This window comes from Agrobacterium sp. NPDC058088, from assembly GCF_042885035.1.
GTDB lineage: Bacteria > Pseudomonadota > Alphaproteobacteria > Rhizobiales > Rhizobiaceae > Agrobacterium.
Genome location: NZ_JBHVSU010000003.1, coordinates 321,184 through 347,339, shown reverse-complemented (window position 1 = coordinate 347,339; position 26,156 = coordinate 321,184). Strand labels below are relative to the sequence as shown.

The 26,156-nt window shown below is 59.0% G+C and carries 26 protein-coding genes; 6 read left to right on the top strand and 20 right to left on the bottom strand.

The genetic code is table 11. The features are described from left to right. Window positions 1–4: 4 nt before the first annotated feature. From ACFVTJ_RS11620 to ACFVTJ_RS11605, 4 genes are all read right to left on the bottom strand, one after another. Window positions 5–841 (bottom strand): alpha/beta fold hydrolase, encoded by an 837-nt coding sequence (locus ACFVTJ_RS11620; RefSeq protein WP_386907451.1) that lies wholly within the window; start codon window positions 839–841, stop codon window positions 5–7. A gap of 316 nt (window positions 842–1,157) precedes the next feature. Beyond that, entirely contained in the window at window positions 1,158–1,853 is a 696-nt protein-coding gene (locus tag ACFVTJ_RS11615; RefSeq protein ID WP_386907449.1) for an FkbM family methyltransferase, read from the bottom strand. 157 nt (window positions 1,854–2,010) lie between these two features. Then, window positions 2,011–3,945: a putative bifunctional diguanylate cyclase/phosphodiesterase gene (locus ACFVTJ_RS11610; protein ID WP_386907447.1), complete on the bottom strand. Its 1,935-nt coding sequence runs from the start codon at window positions 3,943–3,945 to the stop codon at window positions 2,011–2,013. A gap of 9 nt (window positions 3,946–3,954) precedes the next feature. Further along, window positions 3,955–4,461 (bottom strand): molybdopterin-dependent oxidoreductase, encoded by a 507-nt coding sequence (locus ACFVTJ_RS11605; RefSeq protein WP_386907445.1) that lies wholly within the window; start codon window positions 4,459–4,461, stop codon window positions 3,955–3,957. 611 nt (window positions 4,462–5,072) lie between these two features. Between ACFVTJ_RS11605 and ACFVTJ_RS11600 the strand changes: the two genes are divergently transcribed. Both ACFVTJ_RS11600 and ACFVTJ_RS11595 read left to right on the top strand, forming a co-directional pair. Further along, window positions 5,073–6,509 (top strand): NAD-dependent succinate-semialdehyde dehydrogenase, encoded by a 1,437-nt coding sequence (locus ACFVTJ_RS11600; RefSeq protein WP_386908032.1) that lies wholly within the window; start codon window positions 5,073–5,075, stop codon window positions 6,507–6,509. A 234-nt stretch (window positions 6,510–6,743) separates the two neighbouring features. Further along, window positions 6,744–7,841, top strand: a complete 1,098-nt coding sequence (locus ACFVTJ_RS11595; protein WP_386907443.1) for a DNA alkylation repair protein — start codon at window positions 6,744–6,746, stop codon at window positions 7,839–7,841. Window positions 7,842–7,847: 6 nt separating this feature from the next. On the opposite strand, the gene ACFVTJ_RS11590 is transcribed toward ACFVTJ_RS11595, so the two are convergent. The 5 genes from ACFVTJ_RS11590 to ACFVTJ_RS11570 form a co-directional block, all read right to left on the bottom strand. Then, window positions 7,848–8,873: a sulfate/molybdate ABC transporter ATP-binding protein gene (locus tag ACFVTJ_RS11590; RefSeq protein ID WP_386907441.1), complete on the bottom strand. Its 1,026-nt coding sequence runs from the start codon at window positions 8,871–8,873 to the stop codon at window positions 7,848–7,850. 5 nt (window positions 8,874–8,878) lie between these two features. Continuing rightward, a complete protein-coding gene (gene cysW / locus ACFVTJ_RS11585; RefSeq protein ID WP_386907440.1) occupies window positions 8,879–9,766 on the bottom strand; it encodes a sulfate ABC transporter permease subunit CysW in 888 nt (295 codons plus the stop codon). 3 nt (window positions 9,767–9,769) lie between these two features. Continuing rightward, the gene (gene cysT / locus ACFVTJ_RS11580) at window positions 9,770–10,591 is read right to left on the bottom strand and encodes a sulfate ABC transporter permease subunit CysT (RefSeq protein ID WP_386907438.1); all 822 of its coding nucleotides are present in this window, start codon (window positions 10,589–10,591) and stop codon (window positions 9,770–9,772) included. A 74-nt stretch (window positions 10,592–10,665) separates the two neighbouring features. Then, complete coding sequence (gene cysP / locus ACFVTJ_RS11575; protein ID WP_386907436.1) at window positions 10,666–11,652, bottom strand: thiosulfate ABC transporter substrate-binding protein CysP; 987 nt, start codon at window positions 11,650–11,652, stop codon at window positions 10,666–10,668. 225 nt (window positions 11,653–11,877) lie between these two features. Then, window positions 11,878–12,987, bottom strand: a complete 1,110-nt coding sequence (locus ACFVTJ_RS11570; RefSeq protein WP_386907434.1) for an enoyl-CoA hydratase/isomerase family protein — start codon at window positions 12,985–12,987, stop codon at window positions 11,878–11,880. A gap of 260 nt (window positions 12,988–13,247) precedes the next feature. On the opposite strand from ACFVTJ_RS11570, the gene ACFVTJ_RS11565 reads away from it, so the two are divergent. Continuing rightward, a complete protein-coding gene (locus ACFVTJ_RS11565; RefSeq protein ID WP_386907433.1) occupies window positions 13,248–13,505 on the top strand; it encodes a DUF2934 domain-containing protein in 258 nt (85 codons plus the stop codon). Between the two features lie 70 nt (window positions 13,506–13,575). Here ACFVTJ_RS11565 and ACFVTJ_RS11560 read toward each other — a convergent pair whose 3' ends face one another. After that, entirely contained in the window at window positions 13,576–14,403 is an 828-nt protein-coding gene (locus ACFVTJ_RS11560; RefSeq protein ID WP_386907431.1) for an SH3 domain-containing protein, read from the bottom strand. Between the two features lie 258 nt (window positions 14,404–14,661). Here ACFVTJ_RS11560 and ubiG point away from each other — a divergent pair, with 258 nt between their 5' ends. Further along, a complete protein-coding gene (gene ubiG / locus ACFVTJ_RS11555) occupies window positions 14,662–15,414 on the top strand; it encodes a bifunctional 2-polyprenyl-6-hydroxyphenol methylase/3-demethylubiquinol 3-O-methyltransferase UbiG (protein ID WP_386907429.1) in 753 nt (250 codons plus the stop codon). A gap of 91 nt (window positions 15,415–15,505) precedes the next feature. Here ubiG and ACFVTJ_RS11550 read toward each other — a convergent pair whose 3' ends face one another. The 4 genes from ACFVTJ_RS11550 to ACFVTJ_RS11535 are packed head-to-tail and all read right to left on the bottom strand — an operon-like array spanning window position 15,506 to window position 17,922. Further along, complete coding sequence (locus ACFVTJ_RS11550) at window positions 15,506–15,934, bottom strand: DUF1178 family protein (RefSeq protein ID WP_386907427.1); 429 nt, start codon at window positions 15,932–15,934, stop codon at window positions 15,506–15,508. Next, window positions 15,931–16,791, bottom strand: coding sequence for a carbon-nitrogen hydrolase family protein (locus ACFVTJ_RS11545; RefSeq protein ID WP_386907425.1), 861 nt, complete (start codon window positions 16,789–16,791; stop codon window positions 15,931–15,933). The genes ACFVTJ_RS11550 and ACFVTJ_RS11545 overlap by 4 nt, the downstream gene beginning before the upstream one ends. A gap of 24 nt (window positions 16,792–16,815) precedes the next feature. Next, window positions 16,816–17,070, bottom strand: a complete 255-nt coding sequence (grxC, locus tag ACFVTJ_RS11540; RefSeq protein ID WP_162688067.1) for a glutaredoxin 3 — start codon at window positions 17,068–17,070, stop codon at window positions 16,816–16,818. A 60-nt stretch (window positions 17,071–17,130) separates the two neighbouring features. Next, window positions 17,131–17,922: a ComF family protein gene (locus tag ACFVTJ_RS11535; RefSeq protein ID WP_386907422.1), complete on the bottom strand. Its 792-nt coding sequence runs from the start codon at window positions 17,920–17,922 to the stop codon at window positions 17,131–17,133. A 142-nt stretch (window positions 17,923–18,064) separates the two neighbouring features. Here ACFVTJ_RS11535 and ACFVTJ_RS11530 point away from each other — a divergent pair, with 142 nt between their 5' ends. Further along, a complete protein-coding gene (locus ACFVTJ_RS11530) occupies window positions 18,065–18,946 on the top strand; it encodes a methyltransferase domain-containing protein (RefSeq protein ID WP_386908031.1) in 882 nt (293 codons plus the stop codon). Between the two features lie 18 nt (window positions 18,947–18,964). On the opposite strand, the gene ACFVTJ_RS11525 is transcribed toward ACFVTJ_RS11530, so the two are convergent. The 6 genes from ACFVTJ_RS11525 to ACFVTJ_RS11500 form a co-directional block, all read right to left on the bottom strand. Continuing rightward, window positions 18,965–19,153, bottom strand: coding sequence for a Flp family type IVb pilin (locus ACFVTJ_RS11525; protein ID WP_386908029.1), 189 nt, complete (start codon window positions 19,151–19,153; stop codon window positions 18,965–18,967). A 94-nt stretch (window positions 19,154–19,247) separates the two neighbouring features. Then, a complete protein-coding gene (locus tag ACFVTJ_RS11520) occupies window positions 19,248–19,562 on the bottom strand; it encodes a hypothetical protein (RefSeq protein WP_386907420.1) in 315 nt (104 codons plus the stop codon). A gap of 171 nt (window positions 19,563–19,733) precedes the next feature. After that, window positions 19,734–20,147 (bottom strand): 8-oxo-dGTP diphosphatase MutT, encoded by a 414-nt coding sequence (gene mutT / locus ACFVTJ_RS11515; protein ID WP_046801869.1) that lies wholly within the window; start codon window positions 20,145–20,147, stop codon window positions 19,734–19,736. Beyond that, window positions 20,144–20,920 carry a GNAT family N-acetyltransferase gene (locus ACFVTJ_RS11510; RefSeq protein ID WP_386907419.1) on the bottom strand — a complete coding sequence of 259 codons (777 nt, stop codon included), beginning with the start codon at window positions 20,918–20,920 and terminating at the stop codon, window positions 20,144–20,146. The genes mutT and ACFVTJ_RS11510 overlap by 4 nt, the downstream gene beginning before the upstream one ends. Window positions 20,921–20,938: 18 nt before the next feature. Continuing rightward, window positions 20,939–22,180, bottom strand: a complete 1,242-nt coding sequence (gene argJ, locus ACFVTJ_RS11505) for a bifunctional glutamate N-acetyltransferase/amino-acid acetyltransferase ArgJ (RefSeq protein ID WP_386907417.1) — start codon at window positions 22,178–22,180, stop codon at window positions 20,939–20,941. 93 nt (window positions 22,181–22,273) lie between these two features. Continuing rightward, on the bottom strand, window positions 22,274–23,137 hold the full coding sequence (locus ACFVTJ_RS11500) for a peptidylprolyl isomerase (RefSeq protein WP_386907415.1): 864 nt from the start codon (window positions 23,135–23,137) through the stop codon (window positions 22,274–22,276). Between the two features lie 242 nt (window positions 23,138–23,379). Between ACFVTJ_RS11500 and secA the strand changes: the two genes are divergently transcribed. Further along, a complete protein-coding gene (gene secA / locus ACFVTJ_RS11495; protein ID WP_386907413.1) occupies window positions 23,380–26,088 on the top strand; it encodes a preprotein translocase subunit SecA in 2,709 nt (902 codons plus the stop codon). Window positions 26,089–26,156: the final 68 nt, after the last annotated feature.

The following is a 26,156-nucleotide window of genomic DNA, read 5'->3' as shown; positions in this document are numbered from 1 at the left end:
GCGCTCAGCCCTTGATAAAGGCCAGCAGGTCGGCGTTCAGCACATCGGCATTGACGGTCAGCATGCCGTGCGAGAAACCGGGATAGGTCTTCAGCGTGCCGTTTTTCAGCAGCTTGATCGATTTGTGAGCGGAGTCGGCGATCGGAACGATCTGGTCGTCTTCGCCGTGCAGAACCAGCGTCGGAACGCTGATATTCTTCAGGTCTTCCGTCTGGTCTGTTTCAGAGAAGGCCTTGATGCCGTCGTAGTGGGCCTTTGCACTGCCCATCATGCCCTGACGCCACCAGTTCTGGATAACGCCTTCATGCACGGTCGCGCCATCGCGGTTGAAACCGTAGAACGGGCCGGCCGGCACATCGCGGAAGAACTGGGCGCGGTTTGCGGCAAGCGCTGAGCGGAAGCCGTCAAAAACCTCCATCGGCAGACCTTCGGGATTGGCCTCGGTCTTCAGCATCAGCGGCGGCACGGCGGACACGAGAACGGCCTTGGCAACACGGCCGGCGGGTTCACCATGCTTTGCGACGTAACGGGCAACTTCGCCGCCACCGGTGGAATGACCAATATGGACGGCATTCTTCAGATCGAGCGCTTCGACGACGGCAAAGGCGTCGGCGGCGTAGTGGTCCATGTCGTGACCATCGGCAACCTGCGCGGAACGGCCATGACCACGGCGGTCATGGGCGACGACGCGATATCCTTTGGAAACGAAGAACAGCATCTGCGCATCCCAGTCATCGGACGAGAGCGGCCAGCCATGGTGGAAAACGATCGGCTGGGCATCCTTCGGGCCCCAGTCCTTGTAGAAGATTTCGGTTCCGTCTGTCGTCTTAACAAAGCCCATGATCGTTTCTCCTTCGGTTGCGTTGGCATCTCCGGTGCATCCTGTTGTGCGCCGGTTTGATGGAGGGATAATGACGCAGGAAAATGGTCTCAACAATTACAATAATAATTCGGAATGAATTGCGTTTTTGGCAATAATAATGGCGCCACCCGCTGCCAGATGAATCGTGGCACGGGCACTAAACGGCATGAAGCACTAAAGGTTGCGCCAGATGGCGCAAGCGGTTTGTAAAACGATTGCGGGCAGAACGCTCAGCGCCCTGCCGCAGTTTAAAACAAACTCTCCAACGCCGCCCCTGGCGGGAGGTGCCCGGCTTTCAATCCACGTCGGGATCGTATTCCCTCGGGCTGTCATCCCGGGAAAACAGCACGCAAGGACCGCGAGAGCCGCGCGGATCATAGGCATAACCCTTGGCGGTGAGTGCCTGCATGATGTCGCGGACGCCGGCGAGACCGTAAAGGTGGTCGTGCAGTTCAACGAATATCCGCTCCACGCCGGCAAGCTCGGCCTTGCCGAGCAGATCGCGCTCCGCGCCTTCTATATCCATAACGAGCGCGGTAATGCCCTGCTCCGCAACAAATTCATCGATATTCGCCGAGGAGATTTCGATGCGTTTTTCATAAGGGCCCTGATTTTCGTCCATCGACGACATCCAGAGATCCTTGCGAACATAAAAGGGATAGGAGCTCGGCTCGTCGGCGGTAAGAAGTCCCTGCGAAAACACGACATTGCCGCGGCAATTAGCCTTGATGACCCGCTCCGCGAGCGCGGCCGTGGAGGGATTGGCCTCGAAAGCCCAGACGGAGACATCCTCAATGCCGGCAATGATCGAGGTGATGATACCGATACCCGATCCCAGCTCCAGCACGCGGTCGCCGGGCTTGATGGCTTTCAGGACGCTGCGGGCCTCTTTTGCCTCATAGCTGCCGTCGGTCAGCGCCTGCCATATGACGGGCGATACCTCATCGCAAGAAAGAGGCAGGGCAACCCCGTGCACGTCCAGTATTTCCATGTCTCAAGCCTTTTCGCAAAATCCGGTCGTCTCGCCACAACGATCCCGTATCAACCGAAAATGCTCTACAGCATCGTTGCGCGAACCGGTATCGGTTTTCCCAAGCAACACCATGACTTGGTAAAAATTCTAACACGGCCTTCAAAACAGGCGCGGCTCAGACGGAACTCCAGGCCACCAGTTCCTTGGCCGGCAACGGCCTGCTGATCAGATAGCCCTGAACCTGATCACATCCCAGGCGTCTGACGCATTCATATTGCTCTTCCGTCTCGATGCCTTCCGCAATCGTCGTCATGCGCAAACTGCGGCCGACCCCGACGACGAATTCCACGATCGCCAAGGCGTCACGGTCACTTGTGATATCGCGCAGAAAGGATCGGTCGATCTTGATCTTGTCAAAGGGTACGCCGCGAAGATTGGCAAGTGAAGAATAACCCGTGCCAAAATCATCCATGGCGATCTTGATGCCGACGGCCTTCAACCGCGACAGCGTGTTGATCGTCTGGTCGCTTTTGTTGAGCAGGATCGATTCGGTGATCTCGAGTTCGAGACGGCTCGGCTCCAACCCGCTTTTCTCAAGCGCGCCCATGACGTTCTGGATGAGGTTGGTGCTGTGGAACTGAACCGGCGAAAGATTGACCGCCACCTTCATGTCTTCGTCCCAGCCCATCGCCTCGCGGCAGGCTGTCTCCATCACCCATTTCCCGAGCGAATGGATGAGGCCGGTTCTTTCCGCGACAGGAATGAATACGCTGGGCGGCACATCGCCCCTGACCGGATGTTTCCAGCGCAGCAACGCTTCGAAGCCGCAGAGTTTGCGGGTCTGCGTTGCCACCTGCGGCTGGTAATAGACTTCCATCTCGTCGTTCTGCAACGCCGTCTGCAGATCGGCCTCGAAGGATTTTTTCTCCGTCAGCTGCTTCTGCATGCGGACCTTGAACACGCTTGCCCGGCCCGGTCCGATGGCTTTCGCCTCGTAAAGAGCGAGGTCAGCACGCTTGAACAATTCATCGGCATCAACGGCGCCATGCGAGATGGCGATGCCGATGCAGGTGCCGATTTTGACCTCCTGCTCACCCAGCTGATAGGTGCGGCTGATCTGGTCGATGAGTTTGGTGGCAAGGCGGCGGGCGGCGTCTTCGTTCAGATCGTCGGAGACGACGGCAAATTCATCGCCGCCCAGACGGCAGACCATGTCGTAATCGCCGCCAATGGCCGAAAGGCGCTGCGCCACGGCCTGAAGCAGCGCATCGCCCGCATCATGGCCGAGCGTATCGTTGACGTCCTTGAACCCGTCGAGATCGAGGAGAAGGATCGCCGTCGTTCCGGTGCCGCCGAAGGATCGGCGCAGCCTCTCGATCAGTTCCTGTCTAAACAGCGCCCGGTTCGGCAGGCCCGTCAGTGCGTCATGATAGGCATCATGCTCTAGCCTGACATTCTTTGCCTGCAACTCCAGCGTCGCGGCACGCAGATCGTCCGTGAGACCACGCATGCTTTTTTGCGCCCGATTCAGGAGATCGTTCTGGCGAAGCAGCAATATGACAAGCGCGATGCCGCAGAGGATCAGGCCGCCGGCCAGCGCGGTATAAACAATATGCAGCTTGCGCACATCCTCGTGCGCGGTATCGATGAGATTGACGTCATAAGCGACAGAGGAGGAGGCGAGCGTCGTCATCGGCGCATCGAGTGCGCTCATTGCCGAGAGGAGATCGGGAACCTTCGCCGGATCAAGCGTGTTCACGTCCTGCTCCAGACGCGCCAGAATAGCGTCGAGGCGGGTTACGAGATCCCGCCACTGCTGTTTTTCATTGATAAAGGCCCCTAGATTACCCTGCTTCAGAAGCTCCAGCCGGCTCAGCATGATGTCCAGACGCAACTGTAATTCGTCCCGGTCTATCTTGCCGGGATTGAGCGCGAAGACGGCCAGTTTGTTCTGCAGACGCAGATATTCCGCCACCGTCTGGCTGACGGCCCAGGAATCATTATAGCGGGCGAATTTCTGCAGAGCGGTCTGCCGCTCGGCAATGACGAAAGCGATATAGCCCGTTGCCAGGACGAAGCAACAGATGATCACCGCCACAAGTTTTCGCAAACGGCACCTTTATTCCACTATCAGTTTGGCAACTTGCCATGCGGACCGCGAATAATAGGTCTGCTTTTGCAGCTCCGGGTCGCTGTCATAGGGATAGATGACAAACAACGGGCCTTTTTCGCGAACTGTCATGTAATTGCCATCCAGCTTGATCGCCAGGATAACGTTAAATTTCTTAAAATCTTCAATCGGTATCGTGCTGACATAATCGTTCAAAGCGACTGCCGTGACGCTGGTGCCCTTTGCGCCCACGACATCCATCAACTTTGCCAGCGAAACACCATCAAAGCGAACACGGCCATCATGCCAGGGCGTCGTCGTCTCCACCGTCTCCATGCCGAGCGCTTCCAGCATGTCGCGGTCAAACTGCGCCGCACCATCGGCATTCGTGTTCGTGATGTTTCCGGATATGGTTAATATCGGTTTGCCCTGCGGTTTGGCAATCGTCCCGGCCTGCGCGCAGGAAAGCCACATGAGCGACAAGAACGCACTGAGAAGTACCCGGGCGAGATTCATACTTTTTCTCCATCGACAACGTTCAGTTCGAGGGTTATCGCCAACCTGTGAAGGTTAAGGGCACCGACGCTCACAATATATATCAGGAACCGATGTTATATCCTCACTGAGATTTTATCCGTATTTTCTCTAGGTTTGGAGTAAACCCTTTGGATAAGTTTTCCGTCCTATTGTCGCTTTTTGAGGCTCGACGCCCTGTTATGACGCAAACGGCAAACACGAGAAGCCTTTCATCACAACCCGCCAGGTGCGACGAAGGCCGACTTGCGGCGAGAGCTGTTCCACCCTTGCACAGAATCTCTTCTGATTCGCGCAGATTGGCCGACCAATCGCCGCCCCTTCAGATACCAAACCGGAATGGCAAAGACAGGTTCCCAGTCACAGAAAAATCGTGGCGATTGCCGGGGTACACGGTTGAAACATATCGCCCGAAACTTAATATAAAGGCTGTCGTTCCCGTTTTCGGCGATGCCGGATGCCGGAAACATCCAGACACCCGTTCAGCGCAGCGTAAGCCGCGATGCCGGATATCGTCCGGTCAGGAAAATTCTGTTCACGTCTCCGGGCCGGACGGCATCCGCCGTATCGGCCGCATCATGAAGGTAGCCCCTATGCACACCTATCCCGACATCAAACTCCTCATTGATGGCGAATGGCGAGACGCCGTTTCCGGCAAGACGATTGCCGTGTCCGATCCGGCAACCGACGAAATTATTGGCGCTATCGCCCACGCCGAGAAAGCAGACCTCGATCTGGCGCTTGCCGCCGCCGAGCGCGGTTTCAAGGTCTGGCGCGACACCTCGCCTTTCGAGCGTTCGAAGATCATGCGCAAGGCTGCCGACATCCTGCGCGAACGCAAGGACAAGATCGCCTACATCATGACCCGCGAGCAGGGTAAGCCGCTGGCGCAATCCGCCACCGAAATCATGGGCGCCGCCGATACCATCGACTGGTTCGCTGAAGAAGCCCGCCGCACCTATGGCCAGGTCATTCCCGCTCGCGCGACCGGCGTTTCGCAGCTTGCCATCAAGTTGCCTGTAGGTCCCGTTGCGGCGTTCACGCCGTGGAATTTCCCGATCAACCAGATCGTCCGCAAGCTTTCAGCAGCGCTTGCCACCGGCTGCTCCATCATCGTCAAGGCGCCGGAAGAAACTCCGGCGTCACCGGCTGAACTTATCCGCGCCTTTGTGGATGCGGGCGTGCCGGCCGGCGTTATCGGCCTCGTTTATGGCGTTCCATCAGAGATTTCCGAATATCTGATCCCGCATCCGGTGATCCGCAAGATTTCTTTCACCGGCTCCACGCCGATTGGCAAACATCTGGCGGCCTTGGCCGGCAAGCACATGAAGCGTGCCACGATGGAACTGGGCGGCCACGCGCCTGTCATGATCTTTGACGATGCCGATATCGAAAAGGCCATCCAGGTGACCTCGCTTGCGAAGTTCCGCAATGCAGGCCAGGTCTGCGTCGCCCCCACCCGCTTCCTGGTGCAGGACGGCGTGGCGGATCGCTTCCTTGAAGGTTTCGTGGAAGCGACCAAGGCGATCAAGGTCGGCAATGGCCTGGAAGACGATGTCGTAATGGGTCCCCTTGCCAATGAGCGCCGCATTCCCGCACTGGAAGGCCTCATCAACGACGCTGTTTCCCATGGTGCAGACCTGAAAACCGGCGGACGCCGCATCGGCAACAAAGGCAATTTCTTCGAACCGACGGTGCTCGCCAATGTGCCTACCACTGCCAAGATCATGAACGACGAGCCCTTCGGCCCGGTCGCGATCATCAACCGCTTCTCGACCTTCGATGACGCCATCACCGAAGCGAACCGCCTGCCCTTCGGCCTTGCATCCTATGCCTTCACCGGCTCGGTCAAGACCGCGCATGCGCTCGGCCATCAGGTCGAAGCCGGCATGCTGACCATCAACCACAACGGCCTTGCGCTCCCCGAAGTCCCCTTTGGCGGCATCAAGGATTCCGGTTATGGCACGGAAGGCGGCTCGGAAGCGGTTCAGGCCTATCTGGAGACCAAATTCGTCAGTCAGATGAGCTGATTTTTCGCAGATACTTCTTCTCCCCCGCCGGGGAGAAGATGGCCCGAAGGTTCGGCTCGCGACTTAGTGCTGCCTTTGCCCCCTCCTCCCGCCGCCTCGGACTTCTTCCCGGCGGGAAGAAGAGGTTTGTGGCGCCCGCTCGTTCCGTCAGCACGATAATAAAGCCGTGCAGTCTTCCCTTGCCTCCGATCTCACCTTGCCTTAGAAGAACAAAAAGTGAACTTTGGGGGTATTATGAGCGACACGGCGGCACCGGCATTGAAGGAAATCTTCAACCGCGAGAAACTGCAGCACATCGCCGACCAGACCAAGGCCGTTCATCCGCCCTTCGACGTTTCCGCCTTCATTGCGCTTGCGACGACAAATCTTGAAGCACTTGGCATCATGCAGCGCATGCGACAGGTGGCGACCAGTCTGCATGCGACGCTTCCCGGCGACTATGCCCGCAACATCGAGATACTGACCGCCGCAGCTCCCGGCATCGGCAACGGCTTTGCATCCATTTCGCTGCCGGAATATGTGGCGCTCTATGGTCTCGATGATTTCGATCTTTCCATGCGGGCCTTGTCCTATTTCACCCGCTTCGGCTCTTCGGAATTCGCCATCCGTCATTTTCTGCAAAAGGACTTGGGCGCCACGCTCGCCGTGATGGAAAGCTGGTCGCGACACGAAAACGAGCATGTACGGCGGCTGGCGAGCGAAGGCTGCCGGCCCCGTCTGCCCTGGTCGTTCCAGTTGAGACCTCTGATCGATGATCCTTCCCCGGTCACCGCAATCCTCGACGCCATGAAAGCCGATGATGCGCTTTACGTGCGCAAATCCGTCGCCAACCACCTGAACGACATTACCAAGGACAACCCCGAATTCGTGTTGGGGCTCATCGACACGTGGCCGAAAGACCACCCGCATATGCGCTGGATCGTGCGGCAGGCCCTGCGCACCCTCATCAAGAAGGGCGACGCGGCCGCACTTGCACATCTGGGCGCGCATGAGGAAGCGCAGATTGCGCTTGCAGCGTTTAAGGTGTCGCCTGAGACGGTGGCTCTCGGTAATCCGGTGCGGATTTCCGCCTCTTTCACCTCAACGGCGAAGACACCGCAAAAGCTGGTAATCGATTATGCCGTGCATTACGTGAAGAAGAATGGCGATGCTTCCGCCAAGGTCTTCAAGTGGAAGGAAGTGGAACTTCAGCCCGGCGAAACCTGCGCGCTATCGATCAGCCGCGCCATGCGCGATTTCACCACCCGCAAGCACTATGCCGGCCTGCACAGGGTCGAGTTGATGATCAATGGCAGGCCTGTAGCGGAAAGCGCATTCGAACTTCTGATCTGACGACCCTTACGCCGCCGGGAAAATCTTCGCTCTGCGGATGATGACCGAACCGCGATCTCCAGCCGTGACATCGTTTTCCGGCGGCACATCGAACTCCAGGATGTCGCCGCCATCGGTGCTGGCGATCACCCGGCGCTCGCCGGCGCGGTCGAGGACGCGCTCCACCGAAGCCGGAATGCCCTCATGCAGATCTTCCCATTCGAGATCACCGGGACGCGCATAGATATCGACTGCACCGTCGCCCTGCGCATAGGAGAATGGCAGCTCATTGTCGCCGACATAGACCTTGCCGCCGCGCGCCACGCCGGAGACCCGGTTGGCATCACCGAGGAAACGCATGACGAAAGAACTGTTAGGCTGGCGGCACACCTCCTTCGGTGTGCCCTGCTGCACGATCTCGCCCTGATTGAGAATGACCACGCGGTCAGCCAGATCAAGAGCCTCCTCCTGATCATGCGTCACGAAAATCGTGGTGATGCCAAGGGAATTGTGAATTTCGCGCAGCCAGCGGCGCAGGTCGCGGCGCACATTGGCATCCAGCGCCCCAAACGGTTCGTCCAGCAGCAGCACCTTGGGATCGACCGAAAGGGCGCGAGCCAGCGCCACGCGCTGCCGCTGCCCGCCGGAAATCTGCGCCGGGAAACGATCACCCAAACCATCGAGTTTGACGAGGTTCAGAAGTTCATTGACCCGGGCATCGATCGCCACCTTGTCGCGCTTCACCTTGGACACCTTCATGCCGAAGGCAATGTTTTCATGGATCGTCATATGTGGGAACAGCGCATAGTGCTGGAACACGAAACCGACGCCGCGATCGCGCACCGGAATATTAGTGGCGTCTTCTTCCCCGAAAAAGATGCGGCCGCCATCGCTATATTCAAGCCCGGCCACCATGCGCAAAATCGTCGTCTTACCAGAACCGGAAGGACCGAGCAGTGCGAGAAGCTCGCCGCTTTCAATATCCAGCGAAACATCGCGCACGGCGCGGAACGTATCGAAGGTCTTCACCACATTTTCGAGGCGGATTTTCATGGGAATCAGGTCTCCGTGGCGATGGCGGCATCGCCATTGGTCTTTTTGGCCCCGCGCCCGGCGCCGCGCCGTTCCAGCGCCACTTTGGCGATGATGGTGACGACGGCGAGCAAGGCAAGAATGGAGGCTGACGCGAAGGCGCCAGCCGTCTGATAGTCGTGATAAAGCAACTCGATGTGCAGCGGCAGCGTATTGGTCTGGCCGCGAATATTGCCCGATACGACCGATACCGCGCCGAATTCACCCATCACGCGGGCGTTGCACAGCACGACCCCATAAAGCAGCGCCCACTTGATATTCGGCAAAGTTACCGAAAAGAAGGTTCGCCAGCCGGATGCGCCAAGCGACGTCGCTGCCTCCTCGAGATCGCGGCCCTGCGCCTGCATCAGCGGGATCAATTCACGCGCCACGAAAGGCGCGGTCACGAACATCGAAGCGATGACGATGCCGGGCAGCGCGAAGAGTATTTTGATATCATGCGCATCGAGGAACGGGCCGAACAGCCCCTGCAGCCCGTAAACGAAGAGATAGGCGACACCCGCAACGATCGGCGAAATCGAGAAGGGTATTTCGATCAGCACCAGCAGGAAGCGCCGGCCGGGAAAATCGAATTTGGTGATGGCCCAGGCCGCAGCAACCCCGAAAGCGGTATTAACAGGCACGGCGATCAGCGCCGTCAGCACCGTCAGCATGATGGCGTGGCGGGCATCCGGATGGGTGATGGTGGCGGAATACACCTTCCAGCCCTGCGAAAACGCCTCAACGCCGATGACGACAAGCGGTGCGACAACCAACAGCGCGCCAATGACGAGCACGAAGGCGATCAGGCTGCGGCGCACCCAGGCAGCGTCACCGACGCGCGGCGGCTTGCGCTGTGAAGAAACGGTGCTCATGCCTCAGCTCCTCACCGTATAACGCAGCGCACGCGCCTGCAGATAATTGGTCACCGCCAGCATCACGAAAGCGGTCATCAGCAGCACGGAGGCGATGGCGGCGGCGGCCTGATAATCATATTCCTCCAGCCGGATAAAAATCAGCAGCGCGGTAATTTCAGTCGAAAACGGCTGGTTGCCGGCTATGAAGATGATCGCCCCGAACTCACCGAGACTACGGGCGAAGGAAAGCGAAAGACCGGCAAGCAGCGCCGGCGTCAGCAGCGGCAGGATGACCTTGCGAAAAATCTCCATATCAGAGCCGCCGAGCGACTGCGCCGCTTCCTCCAGAGCCGGGTCCAGATCTTCCAGCACGGGCTGCACCGTGCGAACGATGAAGGGCAGGCTGGTAAAAGCCATCGCCACCATAATGCCGAGTGGCGTGTAGGCCACCGTGATGCCGAGCGGTGCCAGCAGCGAACCGAACCAGCCATTGCCCGCAAACAGCGTCGTCAGCGCAATGCCGGCAACGGCCGTGGGCAGCGCGAAAGGCAGGTCGACAATGGCATCAACGAGACGCCAGCCCGGAAAACGGTAACGGGTCAGCACCCAGGCGAGCGCGAGCCCGAAGATGACGTTGAACAGCGTGGCAGCCAGCGCGCAAAGCACGGTGACACGGTAGCTGGCAACGGCGCGCGGGGAAGAGATGATCGACCAGTATTCTGCAGGCCCGAGGCTCGCCGCCTTGAAAACCAGCGCCGAGAGCGGAAGAAGCACGATAATGGCGACGTAAGTCAGGGTAACGCCAAGGGACAATTTCAACCCCGGCAGAACATTCCGCTTCAAACCTCGCCCCCATCAATCAAAAAGCGACCCGGCAGTTTCCCGCCGGGTCTTTTAGCTGTTCTTAGTCGTCGTGATTAACGGCTGCCGTAAAGCGTATCAAGCGTCGCGCCGGATGCAAAATGCTCTTTCTGGATTTTGTCCCAGCCACCGAAGGCATCGTTGACGTTGACGAGGCGAACGGCCGGGAACTTGTCCTTGAACTCACCGACAACCTTTTCATCATGAACACGATGACCGAACTCGGCGGCGATGCGCTGCCCCTCTTCAGTATAGATGAATTCCAGATAGCTCTTCGCCAGATCACGCGAGCCGCGCTTGTCGACGACCTTGTCCACGATGGCGACCGGGAACTCGGCGAGCAGGCTGACCGAAGGCACGACGCCTTCCACCTTTTGCGCGCCATATTGCTTGGCAATACCGCGGGTCTCGGCTTCAAAGGTGATCAATACGTCGCCGATTTCACGCTCCACGAAAGTGGTGGTGGCGGCGCGGCCCCCGGTATCGAAGACTGGCGTATTGTCGAAGATTTTCTTGACGAATTCCTGAACCTTCTTCTCGTCGCCGTTGAACTTCTCCTTGGCGTAAGCGGTGGCGGCAAGGTAGGTATAACGGGCGTTACCCGAGGTCTTCGGATTGGGGAACACCACCTTCACGTCGTCGCGGGCAAGATCGTCCCAGTCCTTGATACCCTTGGGGTTACCGGCGCGCACGAGAAAGGACGGGAAGGAATAGAACGGCGAGGCGTCGTTCGGGAAATCCTTCTTCCAGTCGGCGGACACGAAACCCTGTTTCACCAGAAAATCGACATCGGTAACCTGATTGAAAGTGACCACGTCAGCTTCCAGCCCCTCAACGATGGCGCGCGCCTGCTTGGAAGTGCCGGCATGCGACTGATCGACGGTGACACCCGGATGCTGCTTGATGAACGCCTCGTTCTCGGCCGCAAAAACTTCGCGGGCGACATCATAGGACGCGTTGAGAATGGTGGTCGGAGACTGCGCCTGCGCCGCACCTGCAAAAAGAGCGGCAACGGCAGTACCGATAATGAGAAGACGTTTCATGAATACCCCCGGCAATTCGAATGGTGCTCAACATAGCGGGCGGCGGCAACAGCGACGAGAAACAGCCATGCTTTGCGGCGGCATGGATTGGAAATTTCGCCCAAAGAATTGGACGTTAAAAGGCGATGATTTCATATGCGGCGTGAAGCCGGATTTCTTTTGCGCCTGCATTTGCACACAAGCACGCATTTCACACCGCCCGCATCCTCGCCGCCCTCATACTGATCAAAGACGATGCTCGGGAAACAGAGTGCCGGAATGCGCCGCAAGATAAGGTGCAAGGTCTTCCTCACTCACATCTTCCAGCCGCGCAGGTTGCCAGCGAGGATTGCGATCTTTATCGACCAGCGCCGCACGCACGCCTTCGTAAAAATCGTGCTGTCGTAATATCTCCGTACCGGCGGCAAATTCACGCTCAAGGCATTCGATCAGGCTCGCGCTTTCCCGGCCGAGGCGCAGTAATTTCAGGGTCAGTTTGAGACTGGTGGGGGAGCGTTTGCGCAGGACTTCAAGCGTTTCGCGCGAAAAAGCATCATCGCGCGCCGAAAGTGCAGCGACGATTTCCTCGACCGTGTCGAAACGGAATGTCGCGTCAATGATATCGCGGTTTGCTGCCAGCACGCCTTCGCCTTCACAATCGCCACTGTCATCGTCAGTGGCGCAGGAAGCTATGGCCGCCTCGACAGTTTCGATATCGGTAGCTTGCGACAGAGCCTGCACCAGCGCATCCAGACATCCTGATGGCACGCAATCATCGGCAAAACCGGCATAAATCGCATCGGCGGCAGTGACGGCGTTGCCGGTCAGCCCCAGCCAGGTGCCGCATTCGCCGGGCGCTCTGGGCAAAAGCCAGGAACCACCGACATCAGGAAAATACCCGATACCCGTTTCCGGCATGGCGAGCCGCGTGCGCTCCGTGACGATGCGGTGGCTACCATGGGCGGCAATGCCGACACCGCCGCCCATGACGATACCGTCCATCAAGGCCGCATAGGGTTTGCCGAAATGGGCGATGCGATAGTTGAGCGGAAACTCCTCCCGCCAGAAATCCAGCACCTTCGGGTCGCCGGCCCTGCCGAGATCATGAATGATGCGGACATCACCACCAGCGCAGAGCCCTCTTTCGCCTTCTCCTCTCAGCACCACGCAGGAAATGGCCGGATCGTCTTCGAAACGCTGAAGTGCCTGAAACAGGCCACGCACCATCGGCAGCGTCAAGCTGTTGATGGCCTTCGGGCGATTGAGGCTGATGATGCCGACCGCTCCTTTTGTCTCGACGATAACCTCAGCTTCCACTTCCCCTGTCAGTTCCAAGACCGCCTCCTCCGCTGCCATGCCTCCATCCATCTTGGCGGCCTTGGCGCGATCACGCAACGTTGATCTTGCTTGCGGGAACGTCTTTCGATGAAACTGCCTTGCAGGAGAGAAAATGCCGGAAATCCTCTTTCGCAATGCAGCATGGTTGCTTGACGCCCGGAAGATCATGGCATGTAATGGAGCTTCGAAATGCCGGCATTGGTTGCTGTCGAGCATGTGCCGGACCAAGCGAAGTGTCGCCTTCTCAAAGGCGCTGTAAACAGCAACGGGAGACGAGCATGCAGGTTTCGGAAAATGAATGGATCAGCAAGCGGGCATATACGCTCTGGGAAAAGGAAGGCCATCCCCATGGTCGCGACGCGCAACATTGGGAACAGGCAAAGCATGAATTTTCGCTGCTGAAGACATCGGAAGCGACAAAACCCGCAACACGTAAAAAAGCCGCTCCCAAGGCTGTCGCAGATGTTGCCACACCGGATGCGGAAACGCCGGCGAAACCCAAGAGTCGCTCCCGCAAGGCTCCCGCCGAGAAATAAGGCCACAACGACACATCGGCCAAGGCCCCAAATGAAAAAAGCCCGACGAAATCTCGCCGGGCATTTTCTTTTAGCGCGAGGCGCAACCTGGACTACCAATGATGCACCCCTGCAGCGGGGCATCCGGAGCAGGTGCAGGCGGGCGCGGCGCCTGGCCCTCCAGCTGACCGCGTTGACCGTCATACTGGTTCTGCTGGCCGCCTCGATCACGATTAGCGTCGCGATCACGGTTGCGGTCGCGATTTTCGTCTTCCCAGCGGCGGCGGTCATCGTCGCGTCGCGGTCTGTCCTGATTTCGATCACCCTGGTTCCAATCGCCGTAACGACGTTCCCAGCGACCGTCATTTGGGCCGCCACCCTGACGGGGATCACGCCACTCGTCGCGGCGACCATCGCGCCAGTCATCGCGGCGACCGTCACGCCACTCGTCACGCGGACGCGGGCGATCCCAGCCCGCACTCGGCGGCGGCGCATTCCAGTAACCGCCTGACGGCGGTGGGCGGCGCCAGCGATCACGCTCACGATAAAAGTCGCGGTCGCGATAATAACGGTCCCAATAACGGCCGGCTTCGAAGGTGATCACGGGAACGCCGAGGTCGCGATAATAACGCGGCTCAACATAGACCCGGTTCTGCCGGAACGTCGTCTGGATATAACGACCGGCGACCCAGCCTCGACCGTTGACAAAAGAAACGTCGCACCACGGCGTATCGGACAGGCAACCATGCACCGTCAATGGTGCGCCAACCGGGATCACGACGACGGCCGGATAAGCCGTGCTCGGGCCGGATCGCATGTTTACATTCGCGGTGGCGAAACCGCGCGTCGCAGCTTCGGCAAGTGCCGGCGCGGCGAGCATGGCCACCAGCGCAATTGCGCCAAACAGTTTTTTCTTCACTTCTTTCTCCTCAAGCAAAGGCCCGCTTTGCCCTTGTCGGCATCCACCCACGTTCGATGGACGAGCATGCGTTCCGCATACTGCCACGATCGGAAAATACGCGTTGCTGCATGAACGCAGCATGAAACAAATGAGATGCCTTTTCAGTTCCACCTGCGGCAATCCGCTCCCGGCAAATTACCGAAGGAACGAACGGCCGGTCTTGACTTCGTGGGGCAATCATCCGACTTCAATGCAACAGCAATATGGAGCAGAACCATGAGCGAAACCGCACAGACGACCGTCGACCAGAGCGAGGTGGATCGCTTCTCCGCGATGGCTGCGGAATGGTGGAGCCCGACGGGCAAGTTCCGTCCGCTGCACAAGTTCAATCCGGTTCGGCTCGAATATATCCGCAACCGCGTTTGCGAAAATTTCGGCCGCGACCCCAAAACACACCGCCCGCTGGAAGGTCTGCGCGTGCTGGATATCGGCTGCGGCGGCGGCCTACTGTCCGAACCCGTGGCACGCATGGGCGCGGACGTGGTCGGTGCCGATCCCTCGGAGAAGAATATCGGCATCGCCTCCACCCATGCCCGCGAAAGCGGCGTCAACGTCGACTACCGCGCCGTGACCGCCGAACAGTTGCAGGAAGCGGGCGAAACCTTCGACGTCATCCTCAACATGGAGGTGGTGGAGCACGTGGCCAATGTCGATTTCTTCGTCACCACCTGCGCGAAAATGGTGCGTCCTGGTGGGTTGATGTTCGCCGCCACCATCAACCGCACGCTCAAAGCCCGCGCATTGGCAATCTTCGCCGCCGAAAACGTTCTGCGCTGGCTGCCACGCGGCACGCACCAGTATGAAAAGCTGGTCCGCCCGGAGGAACTCGAGCGGCCGATAGTGGCGAGCGGCATGGATATCATCCACCGCACGGGCGTCTTCTACAACGTGCTGCAGGATCGCTGGAATCTCTCACCGGATATGGACGTCAACTACATGATGCTGGCGAAACGACCGGCGGAGGGGTGACACCCCCCGCTTTCTATCCGAGCGGGTTCCAGTTTCAATCCAGGCTGAAGATGCGCCGGATATTCCGCAGGGCAATATTATCAGGATAAACTCAGTTGACGTCGTCAGGCAGCGCCGGCAGTGGCGCGATCTCTATGCCTTCGTCCAGCAGGGCCTTAGCTTCCTGCACCGACGCATTGCCAATGATACCGCGCTCGTCCGCCTCGCCATAATGAATCTTGCGGGCTTCCTCGGGAAATTTGTCGCCGACGTCCTCGGCATTGGCACGGATATTGGCGACGGCCTCGCGGATTTTCGCAATCGCCTCCTTTCTCGCCGTGTCCATAGCGAGCGTCTGGCGTTCATCCTTCTTGCGGGCGGTGGAGACGGAAGGCGCCATCAGGAGCTTTGAGACCTGCATGGAATTGCAGACCGGGCAGGACAAAAAACCACGCTGCAACTGATTGTCGAAATCGTCGCCACCGGCAAACCAGCCTTCGAACTCATGGCCCTTTTCACAGGCCAGCGCATACCGGATCACGCCGCCTCACCTCCGGCAGGTTTCAGGGGAATGACAGTGTCCAGTCCGAATTCGCGGGCATTGCGGAGATTGGGAATTTTGCCACGCGCAGCCGCAACCAGCGACGTGTCGATCTCAGCGAAGATGATCTCTTCCCCCTCGCCGCCGGCCATGGCCAGCACCTTGCCCCAGGGGTCGATGATGATGGAATGGCCGAAGGTCTCGCGACCATCCTCATGCACGCCGGCCTGTGCGGCGGCGATGACGAAAGCGCCGTTCTCGATAGCCCGGGCACGCAACAGGATTTCCCAATGGGCTTCCCCCGTCTGGCGCGTGAAAGCCGCCGGGACCGTCAGCACCTCGGCGCCGGCAAGCGCTTCCGCCCGGAAAAGCTGAGGGAAACGAACGTCATAGCAGATCGCAAAGCCGAATTTCGCCAATGGTAGATCGGCAATACGCGCTACTTCACCTGCTTGGTAAGCCGCGCTTTCACGCCAGCTTTCACCATTGTCGAGATCGACATCGAACATATGGATCTTGTCATAGCTGCAGATGCGCGAACCATCCGGCGCGAAGAGAAAACCGCGATTGGCGATCTTGCCGTCCGGGCGGGCAATGGCCGTTGAGCCGACATGGACGTGAATGCCGAGTTCGCGTGCCAGACTGGCGGCCGTGGCGACGATGATGTCGCCTTCGTCATCGCGTAGCTGGGCACGAAGCGCCTGCCTGTCCTTCTGGAGCGCGCCGGTCATTTCCGGGGTTTGCACATAAACAGCCCCTTCAGCCGCGGCGGTACGCACCAGTCGTTCCATATCGGCGGCGTTCCTGACCGTATCGACGCCGGAGCGCATCTGGATGGCGGCAGCCTTGAAACTCATCACGTCCTCCATAAACCCTACTGATCAGGCCGCCAGCATGGCATCCAGTTTGCCGGCACGTTCCAGCGCATGCAGGTCGTCGCAACCGCCGACATGCTGGCCGTTGATGAAGATTTGCGGGAAAGTCGTGCCGCCGGATTTCTCGATCATTTCCTGCCGGTATTCCGGCGTCGTGGTGGCATTATATTCGGCGTAATCCACACCCTTCATGTCCAGCAGCGCCTTGGCGCGCGCACAATAACCACAAAAATCGCGTGTATAGATCGTTACCGGTGCCATGTTCTTCAGAGCCTCGCAAACGTGCGGCAAAACGCACGATAAAGTCATGTCATTCACGCTTCATATAGGGCCGGAAATGGCCATTGCAAAGGTCAAAACTGTCACATCCACGGCACCCGCCTTGCGCAGGGCGCGGCTTGCCGCGCCCACCGTCGCGCCGGTGGTATAAACGTCATCTACCAGCACCACGCGCTTGCCGGAAACATCGGCTTCCCGGCCGAGCGCGAGCGAGAAAGCGCCCCGCACATTGTCCTGCCGGGCAAGCGCGGAAAGCCTCACCTGCCGCTCGGTCGGCTTTACACGCAGCAGCGTCCCGGCGAGCAAAGGCTTGTCGGCGGCCTTGGCAAGATGACGCGCCAGCTCGGCGGACTGGTTGAAGCGACGGCGCAGGAAACGGCCGCGATGCAACGGAACCGGCACGACGCAGTCACAGGCATCGACTGTCCCGTCACTTGCCCGCAACATCCATAGCGCCATCAACCGGGCGAGATCGGTGCGATCCTGATATTTTAACCGATGAACCAGCTTGCGGGCAGTGCCCTCATGGGCGGCGACGGTACGCAGGCGGTCAAATGGCGGCGGATCGGCAATGGCCCGCGCGCTGACGACACCTTCTCCGTGATCCCGCGCGAAGGGAATGCCGAGAACCTCGCAGAAAGGACGATCGATAAAGTCGACATCCCTCCAGCAATCCGAGCACAAGGCGCCCTCACCACCAGTCATGCGATTACAGCCGGCGCAGGTCGGCGGATAGACGAGGCGGAAGAGCGAACGCGCGACCCCGCGAGCCGCGGCCGGCACCGCGGCAGACTTCGACAGCAATCCCGAAAACAGATCGTCACCAGCACCCATGAGGTTGACTTTAGCGCCGAACGGGTGCCTTTGCGAGGGCGATACGCTCCGGTGCGACACCGGAAATAATGCCGGAAGCGGCATGACAGCAACGATACGGCCCGCCAATCTCAGAGGCGTTGAAGGCCGAGCAGGCAAGACGATGGATATTCTCTTTGACCAGGCCCTGATCGAACAAAATCGCCACCGGGCATGGACCCGGCGTGACGACAAGGCCCTGTTTCTTCTGGATATGGCAGCAGAAGAGCTGGCGGACCGGCTTGCGATCGTCGAGCGCAAGTTCGAGATGGCCATCGAGCTGCACGGCGGAACGGGCGTCACCGCCCGCCGCCTTTCTGAGACAGGAAAGGTGGACAGTGTTCACCGTATCGAAACCGAGAGCGCATTCGCGACAGACGGAAATATTCCCGAAACGGCGTCCATGGAGCATCTGCCGCTCGCGGAAGCCTCCGCCAATCTCATCGTTTCACCGCTTGCCCTGCACCTGACCAATGACACCCCTGGCGCGCTGATCCAGATCCGGCGGGCATTGAAGCCTGACGGTCTGTTTCTCGGCGCCATTCCCGGCAGCGGCACATTGCATGAGTTGCGCGACGTCCTGCTGACCGCGGAAGCGGAGCTGACCGGAGGTGCCAGCCCGCGCGTCATTCCCTTCGCCGATGTGCGGGATGTCGGTGCGCTTTTGCAACGGGCCGGTTTTGCGCTTCCCGTCACAGACGCGGAGACCTACACGGTGCGTTACGATTCGATTTTCCCGCTAATGCGCGACTTACGTGCCATGGGCATGGGCAATCCGCTGGCAAGCAGAAGCCGAAAGCCGCTCAACCGCGCCTTTTTCCTGCGCGCCGCGGAGCTTTACGCCGAGCGCTATTCCGATCCCGACGGGCGGATAAGGGCGACATTTTCCATCATCTACGTTTCAGGCTGGGCGCCGCATGAGAGCCAGCAGAAACCGCTAAAACCCGGCTCTGCCAAGGTGCGGTTGGCAGATGCGCTGAAGACGACCGAGGTGAAGCTTTCCTGAGCTTTTAGCCAGACGGTTTCAATCCGCCAAAGTGTCTACAATGAATTGAAACACCGAATTGATATTGCTGCTGATAGTGCCTGCGCCAGCGATGAGCGCTGCGGAAATTACACCGACAATAAGCCCGTATTCGACCGCTGTCGCACCGTCTTCGTTTTTGCAAAAATTGATAAAAAAATGCAGCACAGGATATTCCCCATCCACCATCCGGTGCGTTTCGACAACCGGCATGTGCCCTGTTGAAATCAGCACCATTCTAGGTCGCTAATATGAGAAATCCGTTACCTTTGATGGTAAATGATCAGCAACCGCTGTCGTTGCTGTAACCTGTGACGACGCAGGGCATTTCCGGCATTGGCTGGGTGATACTGCGACGGATCGAATAGGTCTTGCCCACATCGGTCTTCTTGATGGAGCCCGTGCTGATCATGTCGAAATTCTCGGGGAACTGTGCAACGCGCGTCTGCGATTTTCCGGCGAGCATGGGGGTGACGATCAAGGAAAGGGCGATGACCGCCGTGCCGAAAAGCAGCGCGACATTCAGGACGCCGGTACGACGAGTTTTGTTGGAATATGAACGACGACCTTCCACCGTCTTCCAGAAATCCTCGTTCATGACCAACCTCGTCTCGCGCAGTTTACCGCTTCTTTAGCTTAATAATCTGCCAGAGGGTGCTAAACGATCTCTTAACGAAGCCCCGTTTTGGCACGGCAAAACCGTGAATTCAGGGCATTTTCACAAAGCTGTGACGGGATATGACAGGAGGGCCTCGAGGGCCTCACGATTCTACAGCAAATCCTGGAGGAACGGGATGAGCGGCTCATCGGCCGGAGGCATGGGATAATCGCGCAGTGCCTGCGGTTTGACCCACTTCAGCGCCTGTCCTTCCCGGCCATGGGGAATGCCTTCATAACGACGGCACACGTAAAGCGGCATCAAAAGATGAAAGGTCTCGTAGGTATGGCTGGCAAAGGTCAAAGGCGCGAGACAGGCGACCTTGGTTTTGATGCCCAGTTCCTCGTCCAGTTCGCGCACAAGGGTTTCTTCCGGGGTTTCGCCGTGCTCCACCTTGCCGCCGGGAAACTCCCATAGCCCCGCAAGCGACTTGCCTTCCGGCCGCTGCGCCAGAAGAATGCGCCCGTCCTGATCGAGAAGCGCACAGGCGGCGACCAGCAGGATCTTTTTGCCCGCCTCGCTCATTCGCCGCTCCCTTTTCGCCAGTAGCGATAACAATAAGCCTCGGAGAAGCCGAATTTTTCATAAAGCGCGATCGCCGGCGAATTGGTGGAGACCACCTGCAGCCAGGCGGTTTTGGCGCCGCTGATTCTGGCCCACCGCAGGGCCGACGACAGAACCTGCGTGCCCAGTCCCTTTTTACGCTGCGACTTTTCGACGTCGAGCGAGATGATGCCGGCAAGGTCGTTATCCTGCACGCAGATCACCGTGGCGAGCGGGTTGCCCTCCACCTTCTCGTTGATGAAGAGGCCAAGCGTCGGCTTGATGGAACTGACGATTTCCGCGATAGCCGGGCGCAGCGCCGGATCGCCGTCGCTAACTTTGATGCTCGCTTCGACAAAACGGCCGATATCATGGCTCGGCAGGCTGACCATCGTTTCCGGCAGTTCCATGCTGGAGAGATCGGCCGTCATGACCACAACCTCTTCGAAGACGGACCAGCCGTCACCAGTCAGAAAATCCACGAGTTGCGGCGGCATCAGCGTCGTTTCGCGCACCACCAGCGGCCGGCCGAAATCCTCGAAACGCTTGCGCGCCTTTTCCAGCCGCACGGCGCAGTTGCCGTAATCGGAGGGATCGAGCGGCACTACGCAGTTGATACGCTTGGAGGGATGCGAACCCGTGAGACGGATTTGCCAGCTGCCGTCATAAATCACCGACGAGGCGGGCCATGCCCGGAAGCTGACGGCTTCCAGACGGCGAACCAGCGGCAGATTGACGGCCTTGTTATCCTGCATTCTCTTCGGCTCCAACGGTCAGCTCCGGTAGTCGCCGTTGATCGCAACATATTCCTTGGTCAGGTCGCAGGTCCAGACGGTGGCCGTTCCCTGGCCGAGACCGATATCCACCTTCACCGGAATGTCTTCCAGCCGCATGACGGCGCTGGTCTCCGCTTCCGAATAATCCGGATCGCGCTCACCATTAACGGCCACGCGCACGCCGCCGAACCAGATGGCAAGGCGATCACGGTCGGCCATTTCGCCGGATTTGCCGACAGCCATGACGACACGGCCCCAATTCGCGTCCTCGCCCGCAACCGCGGTTTTGACCAGCGGCGAATTGGCAATGGAAAGGGCGATCTTCTTGGCGGCAGCATCGTTTTCCGCGCCGGTGACAGTGACCTCCACCATCTTGCGCGCGCCTTCGCCGTCGCGAACCACTTGAAGCGCGAGATCCTTCAGGAGATCGTTAAGCGCGGCGCGGAAGGAAGACAGGCGCTCGTCATCGGCGCTCGTCACCTTAACCTGGCCATCTTCCGCTGCTGCACCCGTGGCGAACAGCATCAGCGTATCGGACGTGGAGGTATCGCTATCAACCGTTACGGAATTGAAGGTCGGGCCGACACCGGCCGAAAGCAGCGATTGCAGTGCCGAGGGCTCGATATCGGCATCCGTCACCACAAAGGAGAGCATTGTCGCCATATCGGGGGCAATCATGCCGGCGCCCTTGGAAATGCCGTTGATCGTGACCATCACGCCGCCGATCTCGGCGGTGCGGGTCGCGACCTTCGGATAGGTGTCGGTCGTCATGATCGCCTTGGCAGCTTCCTGCCAGAAATCGGCTTCCGCCCTGACGTTCATATCGCTGAGAACGCCGGCAAATTTCGAGGCATCCAGCGGCTCGCCGATCACGCCTGTCGATGCCAGGAAAACCTCGCCTTCGGAGCAGCCAACGGCAGCGGCGGCGGATTTCGCCGTCAGTTCGGTCGCGGCCTTGCCCTTGACGCCCGTAAAGGCATTGGCATTGCCGGAATTGACCACCACCGCACGCGCAGCGCCGCCGCCAAGATTGGCGCGGCAGAAATCAACGGGAGCCGAGGGGCATTTCGATTTGGTGAAAACGCCCGCCACACTGGCCGGCTTGTCGAACACCATCAGGAGAACGTCGGTGCGGTTCTTGTACTTGATGCCGGCGGCGGCCGTCGCCATGCGAACACCACGCAGCGCGGGCATATCGGGATAAGATTTCGGAGCGAGCGGGGAAACGGCAACGGACATGGGAAGCGCCTGAAATTCTGGAAATGGGGAGGTATGGAAGTGCCTGAGATGAAACGGGGCGGCTTCTATGCCGCCCCGTAACAAGGGTAATTCTTACTGCTGCGGCTGAGCCTGCTGTTCCTTCGAGGCTTCGTCGTAGCCCTTCTTCAGCGTCTCATCCATGATGTCGATCTTCTGGTCGGCCTTCGCCTTCTCGATGAGGGCAACGTACTTGTCACGCATGACAAGCTGACGAACCTGCGGCTCGACCTGCTCGAAAGCCGGCGGCGGGGCGATGCGCTTGTCTTCCAGCTTGATGACGTGGAAGCCGAACTGGGTCTTCACAGGGGTCTTGGTGTAGGCACCCTTTTCGAGACCGAAAGCGGCTTCTTCGAATTCCGGAACCATGCGGCCCTTGCCGAACCAGCCGAGATCGCCGCCATCATCCTTGTTGGAATCGGTCGACTTCTCCTTGGCAAGCGCTGCGAAATCCTTGCCCGAATCAAGCTGCTTGATGATGTCTTTCGCTTCGTCCTCGCTCGCGACGAGGATGTGGGCGGCCTTGATTTCCTCTTCCTTCGGCAGGGCTGCGACTTCCTTGTCGTAGCGGGCCTTCACTTCGTCATTGGTGACGGCATCAACCACATGCTTGCGGAAATAGGCGTTGTGCAGCTCACGGTCCTTGATGAAATCCATGCGCTTCTTGAAATCGTCTGTCTTTTCCAGGCCTTCAGCGGTCGCGTTCTTGACGAGAAGCTTGACGTCGATGGCGCCGGAAAGGGCTGCGACCTTCTTCTGTTCATCGGGAAGCTGCGCGAGCTGGGGGTCGAGGTTGCTCATGGCAAGGTCGAGTTCGGACTGGTGGATTTCCAGGTCGCCGACCTTGGCGACAACCTTGTCTTCCTGTGCAAAAGCCGGAAGCTGGAGGCCGAGCGTGGCCACAATCACCGCAGCCGCAATTTTATTATAGCGCAACATTTTGAACCTTTCGGGGACAATGCCGGCTCCAGACATGGTTTCCGGCTCTGAAAAAACTTCCAAACACCGGATTGTGGCCATTCTGTAACGGGCAGAACCGTTGACATCATTTGCCCCCCCTCTTATCTGTCACGCAACCTCGCGTCCAGATACGTTGAAGGGCGAAGTCCGTCATTTGTGCTGAAAACAGCGTGACGGAGCAAAGCGCCCGGTAAAACGGAATTTCAGAAAGGGCCAGTAAGATGGTCAGTCTCGGCGGAATAGCCCGCAAGTTGTTCGGTTCGGCAAATGATCGCCGCGTCCGCTCCTATAAAAGCAAGATCGCAGCCATCAATGCGCTGGAAGAGGCCACCAAGGCGCTCTCCGATGAAGCGCTGGCGGCCAAGACCACGGAATTCCGCCAGCAGCTGGCAGACGGCAAGACGCTCGACGATCTGCTGATCCCTGCATTCGCCGTCGCCCGTGAAGCATCTCGCCGCGTTCTCGGCATGCGTCCCTTCGACGTCCAGCTGACCGGCGCCATGATTCTTCATGGCGGCGCCATCGCCGAAATGAAGACTGGTGAAGGCAAGACGCTGGTGGCAACCCTTGCGGTCTACCTCAACGCGCTCGCCGGCAAGGGCGTGCATGTCGTTACCGTCAACGACTATCTCGCCAAGCGCGACGCGGCCACGATGAGCAGGCTCTATGGCTTCCTCGGACTGACGACCGGCGTCATCGTACACGGGCTCGACGACGACCAGCGTCGCGAGGCCTATGCCTGCGACATCACCTACGCGACGAATAACGAACTCGGCTTCGATTATCTGCGCGACAACATGAAATACGACCGCGCCCAGATGGTGCAGCGAAGCCACAACTACGCGATCGTCGACGAAGTCGACTCGATCCTCGTCGACGAGGCGCGCACGCCGCTCATCATCTCCGGCCCGCTGGACGACCGCTCCGACCTCTACAATACTATCGACGCCTTCATTCCGCTTCTGTCGCCGGAAGACTACGAGATCGATGAAAAACAGCGCTCGGCCAACTTCTCCGAAGAGGGCACCGAGAAGCTCGAAAACCTGCTGCGGCAGGCGGGTCTGCTGAAGGGCGAATCGCTTTACGACATCGAAAATGTCGCCATCGTTCACCACATCAACAATGCGCTGAAGGCCCACAAGCTCTTCACCCGGGATAAGGACTACATCGTCCGTAACGACGAAATCGTCATCATCGACGAATTCACCGGCCGCATGATGCCGGGCCGCCGTTATTCGGAAGGCCAGCACCAGGCTCTCGAAGCCAAGGAAAAGGTGCAGATCCAGCCGGAAAACCAGACGCTGTCCTCCGTCACCTTCCAGAATTATTTCCGCATGTATGAAAAGCTCGCCGGCATGACCGGTACGGCTTCGACGGAAGCGGAAGAATTCGGCAATATCTACGGTCTCGACGTCATCGAAGTTCCGACCAACCTGCCGATCCAGCGTATCGACGAGGACGACGAGGTCTATCGCACCGGCGAGGAGAAATTCCTGGCGATCATCGCCGAGATCAAGGCGGCGCATGAGCGCGGCCAGCCGGTTCTGGTGGGCACGACCTCGATCGAAAAGTCCGAGCTTCTGGCCCATATGCTGCGCCAGTCCGGCTTTACCGATTTCCAGGTTCTGAACGCCCGTTACCACGAGCAGGAAGCCTATATCGTTTCGCAGGCCGGCGTTCCCGGCGCCGTCACCATCGCCACCAACATGGCCGGTCGCGGTACCGACATCCAGCTCGGCGGCAACGTCGACATGCGCCTCGAGCGCGAGCTGGAAGGCATGGAGCCGGGTCCGGAGCTTGATGCGAAGGAAGCAGCCATCCGCGCCGAGATCAAGGTTCTCAAGGAAAAGGCCCTTGCAGCCGGCGGTCTCTACGTCATCGCGACCGAACGCCACGAAAGCCGCCGTATCGACAACCAGCTGCGCGGCCGTTCCGGCCGTCAGGGCGACCCGGGCCGCTCGAAATTCTACCTGTCGCTTCAGGACGACCTGATGCGTATCTTCGGTTCCGAGCGCATGGACTCGATGCTGCAGAAGCTGGGCCTCAAGGAAGGCGAAGCCATCGTCCATCCGTGGATCAACAAGGCGCTGGAACGCGCCCAGAAAAAGGTCGAAGCCCGCAACTTCGAGACCCGTAAGAACCTTCTGAAATATGACGACGTGCTGAACGATCAGCGCAAGGTCATCTTCGATCAGCGTCTTGAGCTGATGGAAGCCGACAATATCGGTGAAACCGCCGCAGACATGCGCCACGAGGTCATCGAAGCGCTCGTCAGCAAGCATATTCCTGAAAATGCCTATGCCGAACAGTGGGATATCGCTGGCCTGAAGGCGGGTATCAATCAGTTCCTGAACCTGGACCTGCCGGTGGAGGAATGGGCGAAGGAAGAAGGCATCGCCGAGGACGATATTCTCCAGCGCGTCACCGAAGCTGCCGACAAATACGCCGCCGAGCGCGCGGAACGTTTCGGCCCCGAGATCATGACCTACGTGGAACGCTCGGTCATTCTCCAGACGATCGACCATCTGTGGCGCGAACATATCGTCAATCTCGACCATCTCCGTTCTGTCGTCGGTTTCCGTGGTTACGCCCAGCGCGATCCTTTGCAGGAATACAAGGCAGAGGCCTTCGAACTGTTCCAGTCTCTGCTCACCAATCTGCGAGAGGCCGTCACGGCCCAACTGATGCGTGTTGAACTGGTACAGCAGGAACCGCAGCAGCCGGAACTGCCAGAGATGACCGCCCATCATCTCGACCCCGTCACCGGCGAAGACGAGATGTTGCAGGGCGTTCCGGCCACTATCGTGCCGGCCGAGGAACGCGATCCGAACAATCCCGCCACCTGGGGCCGTATCGGGCGCAATGAAATGTGCCCCTGCGGCTCCGGCAAGAAATACAAGCACTGCCACGGCGTTTACGAACAGGCGTAAAAGCACCGGTTTTCTGCCAGAAATAAATCGCCCGTAACCCGTGTTGCGGGCGATTTTGTTTGTCCCGG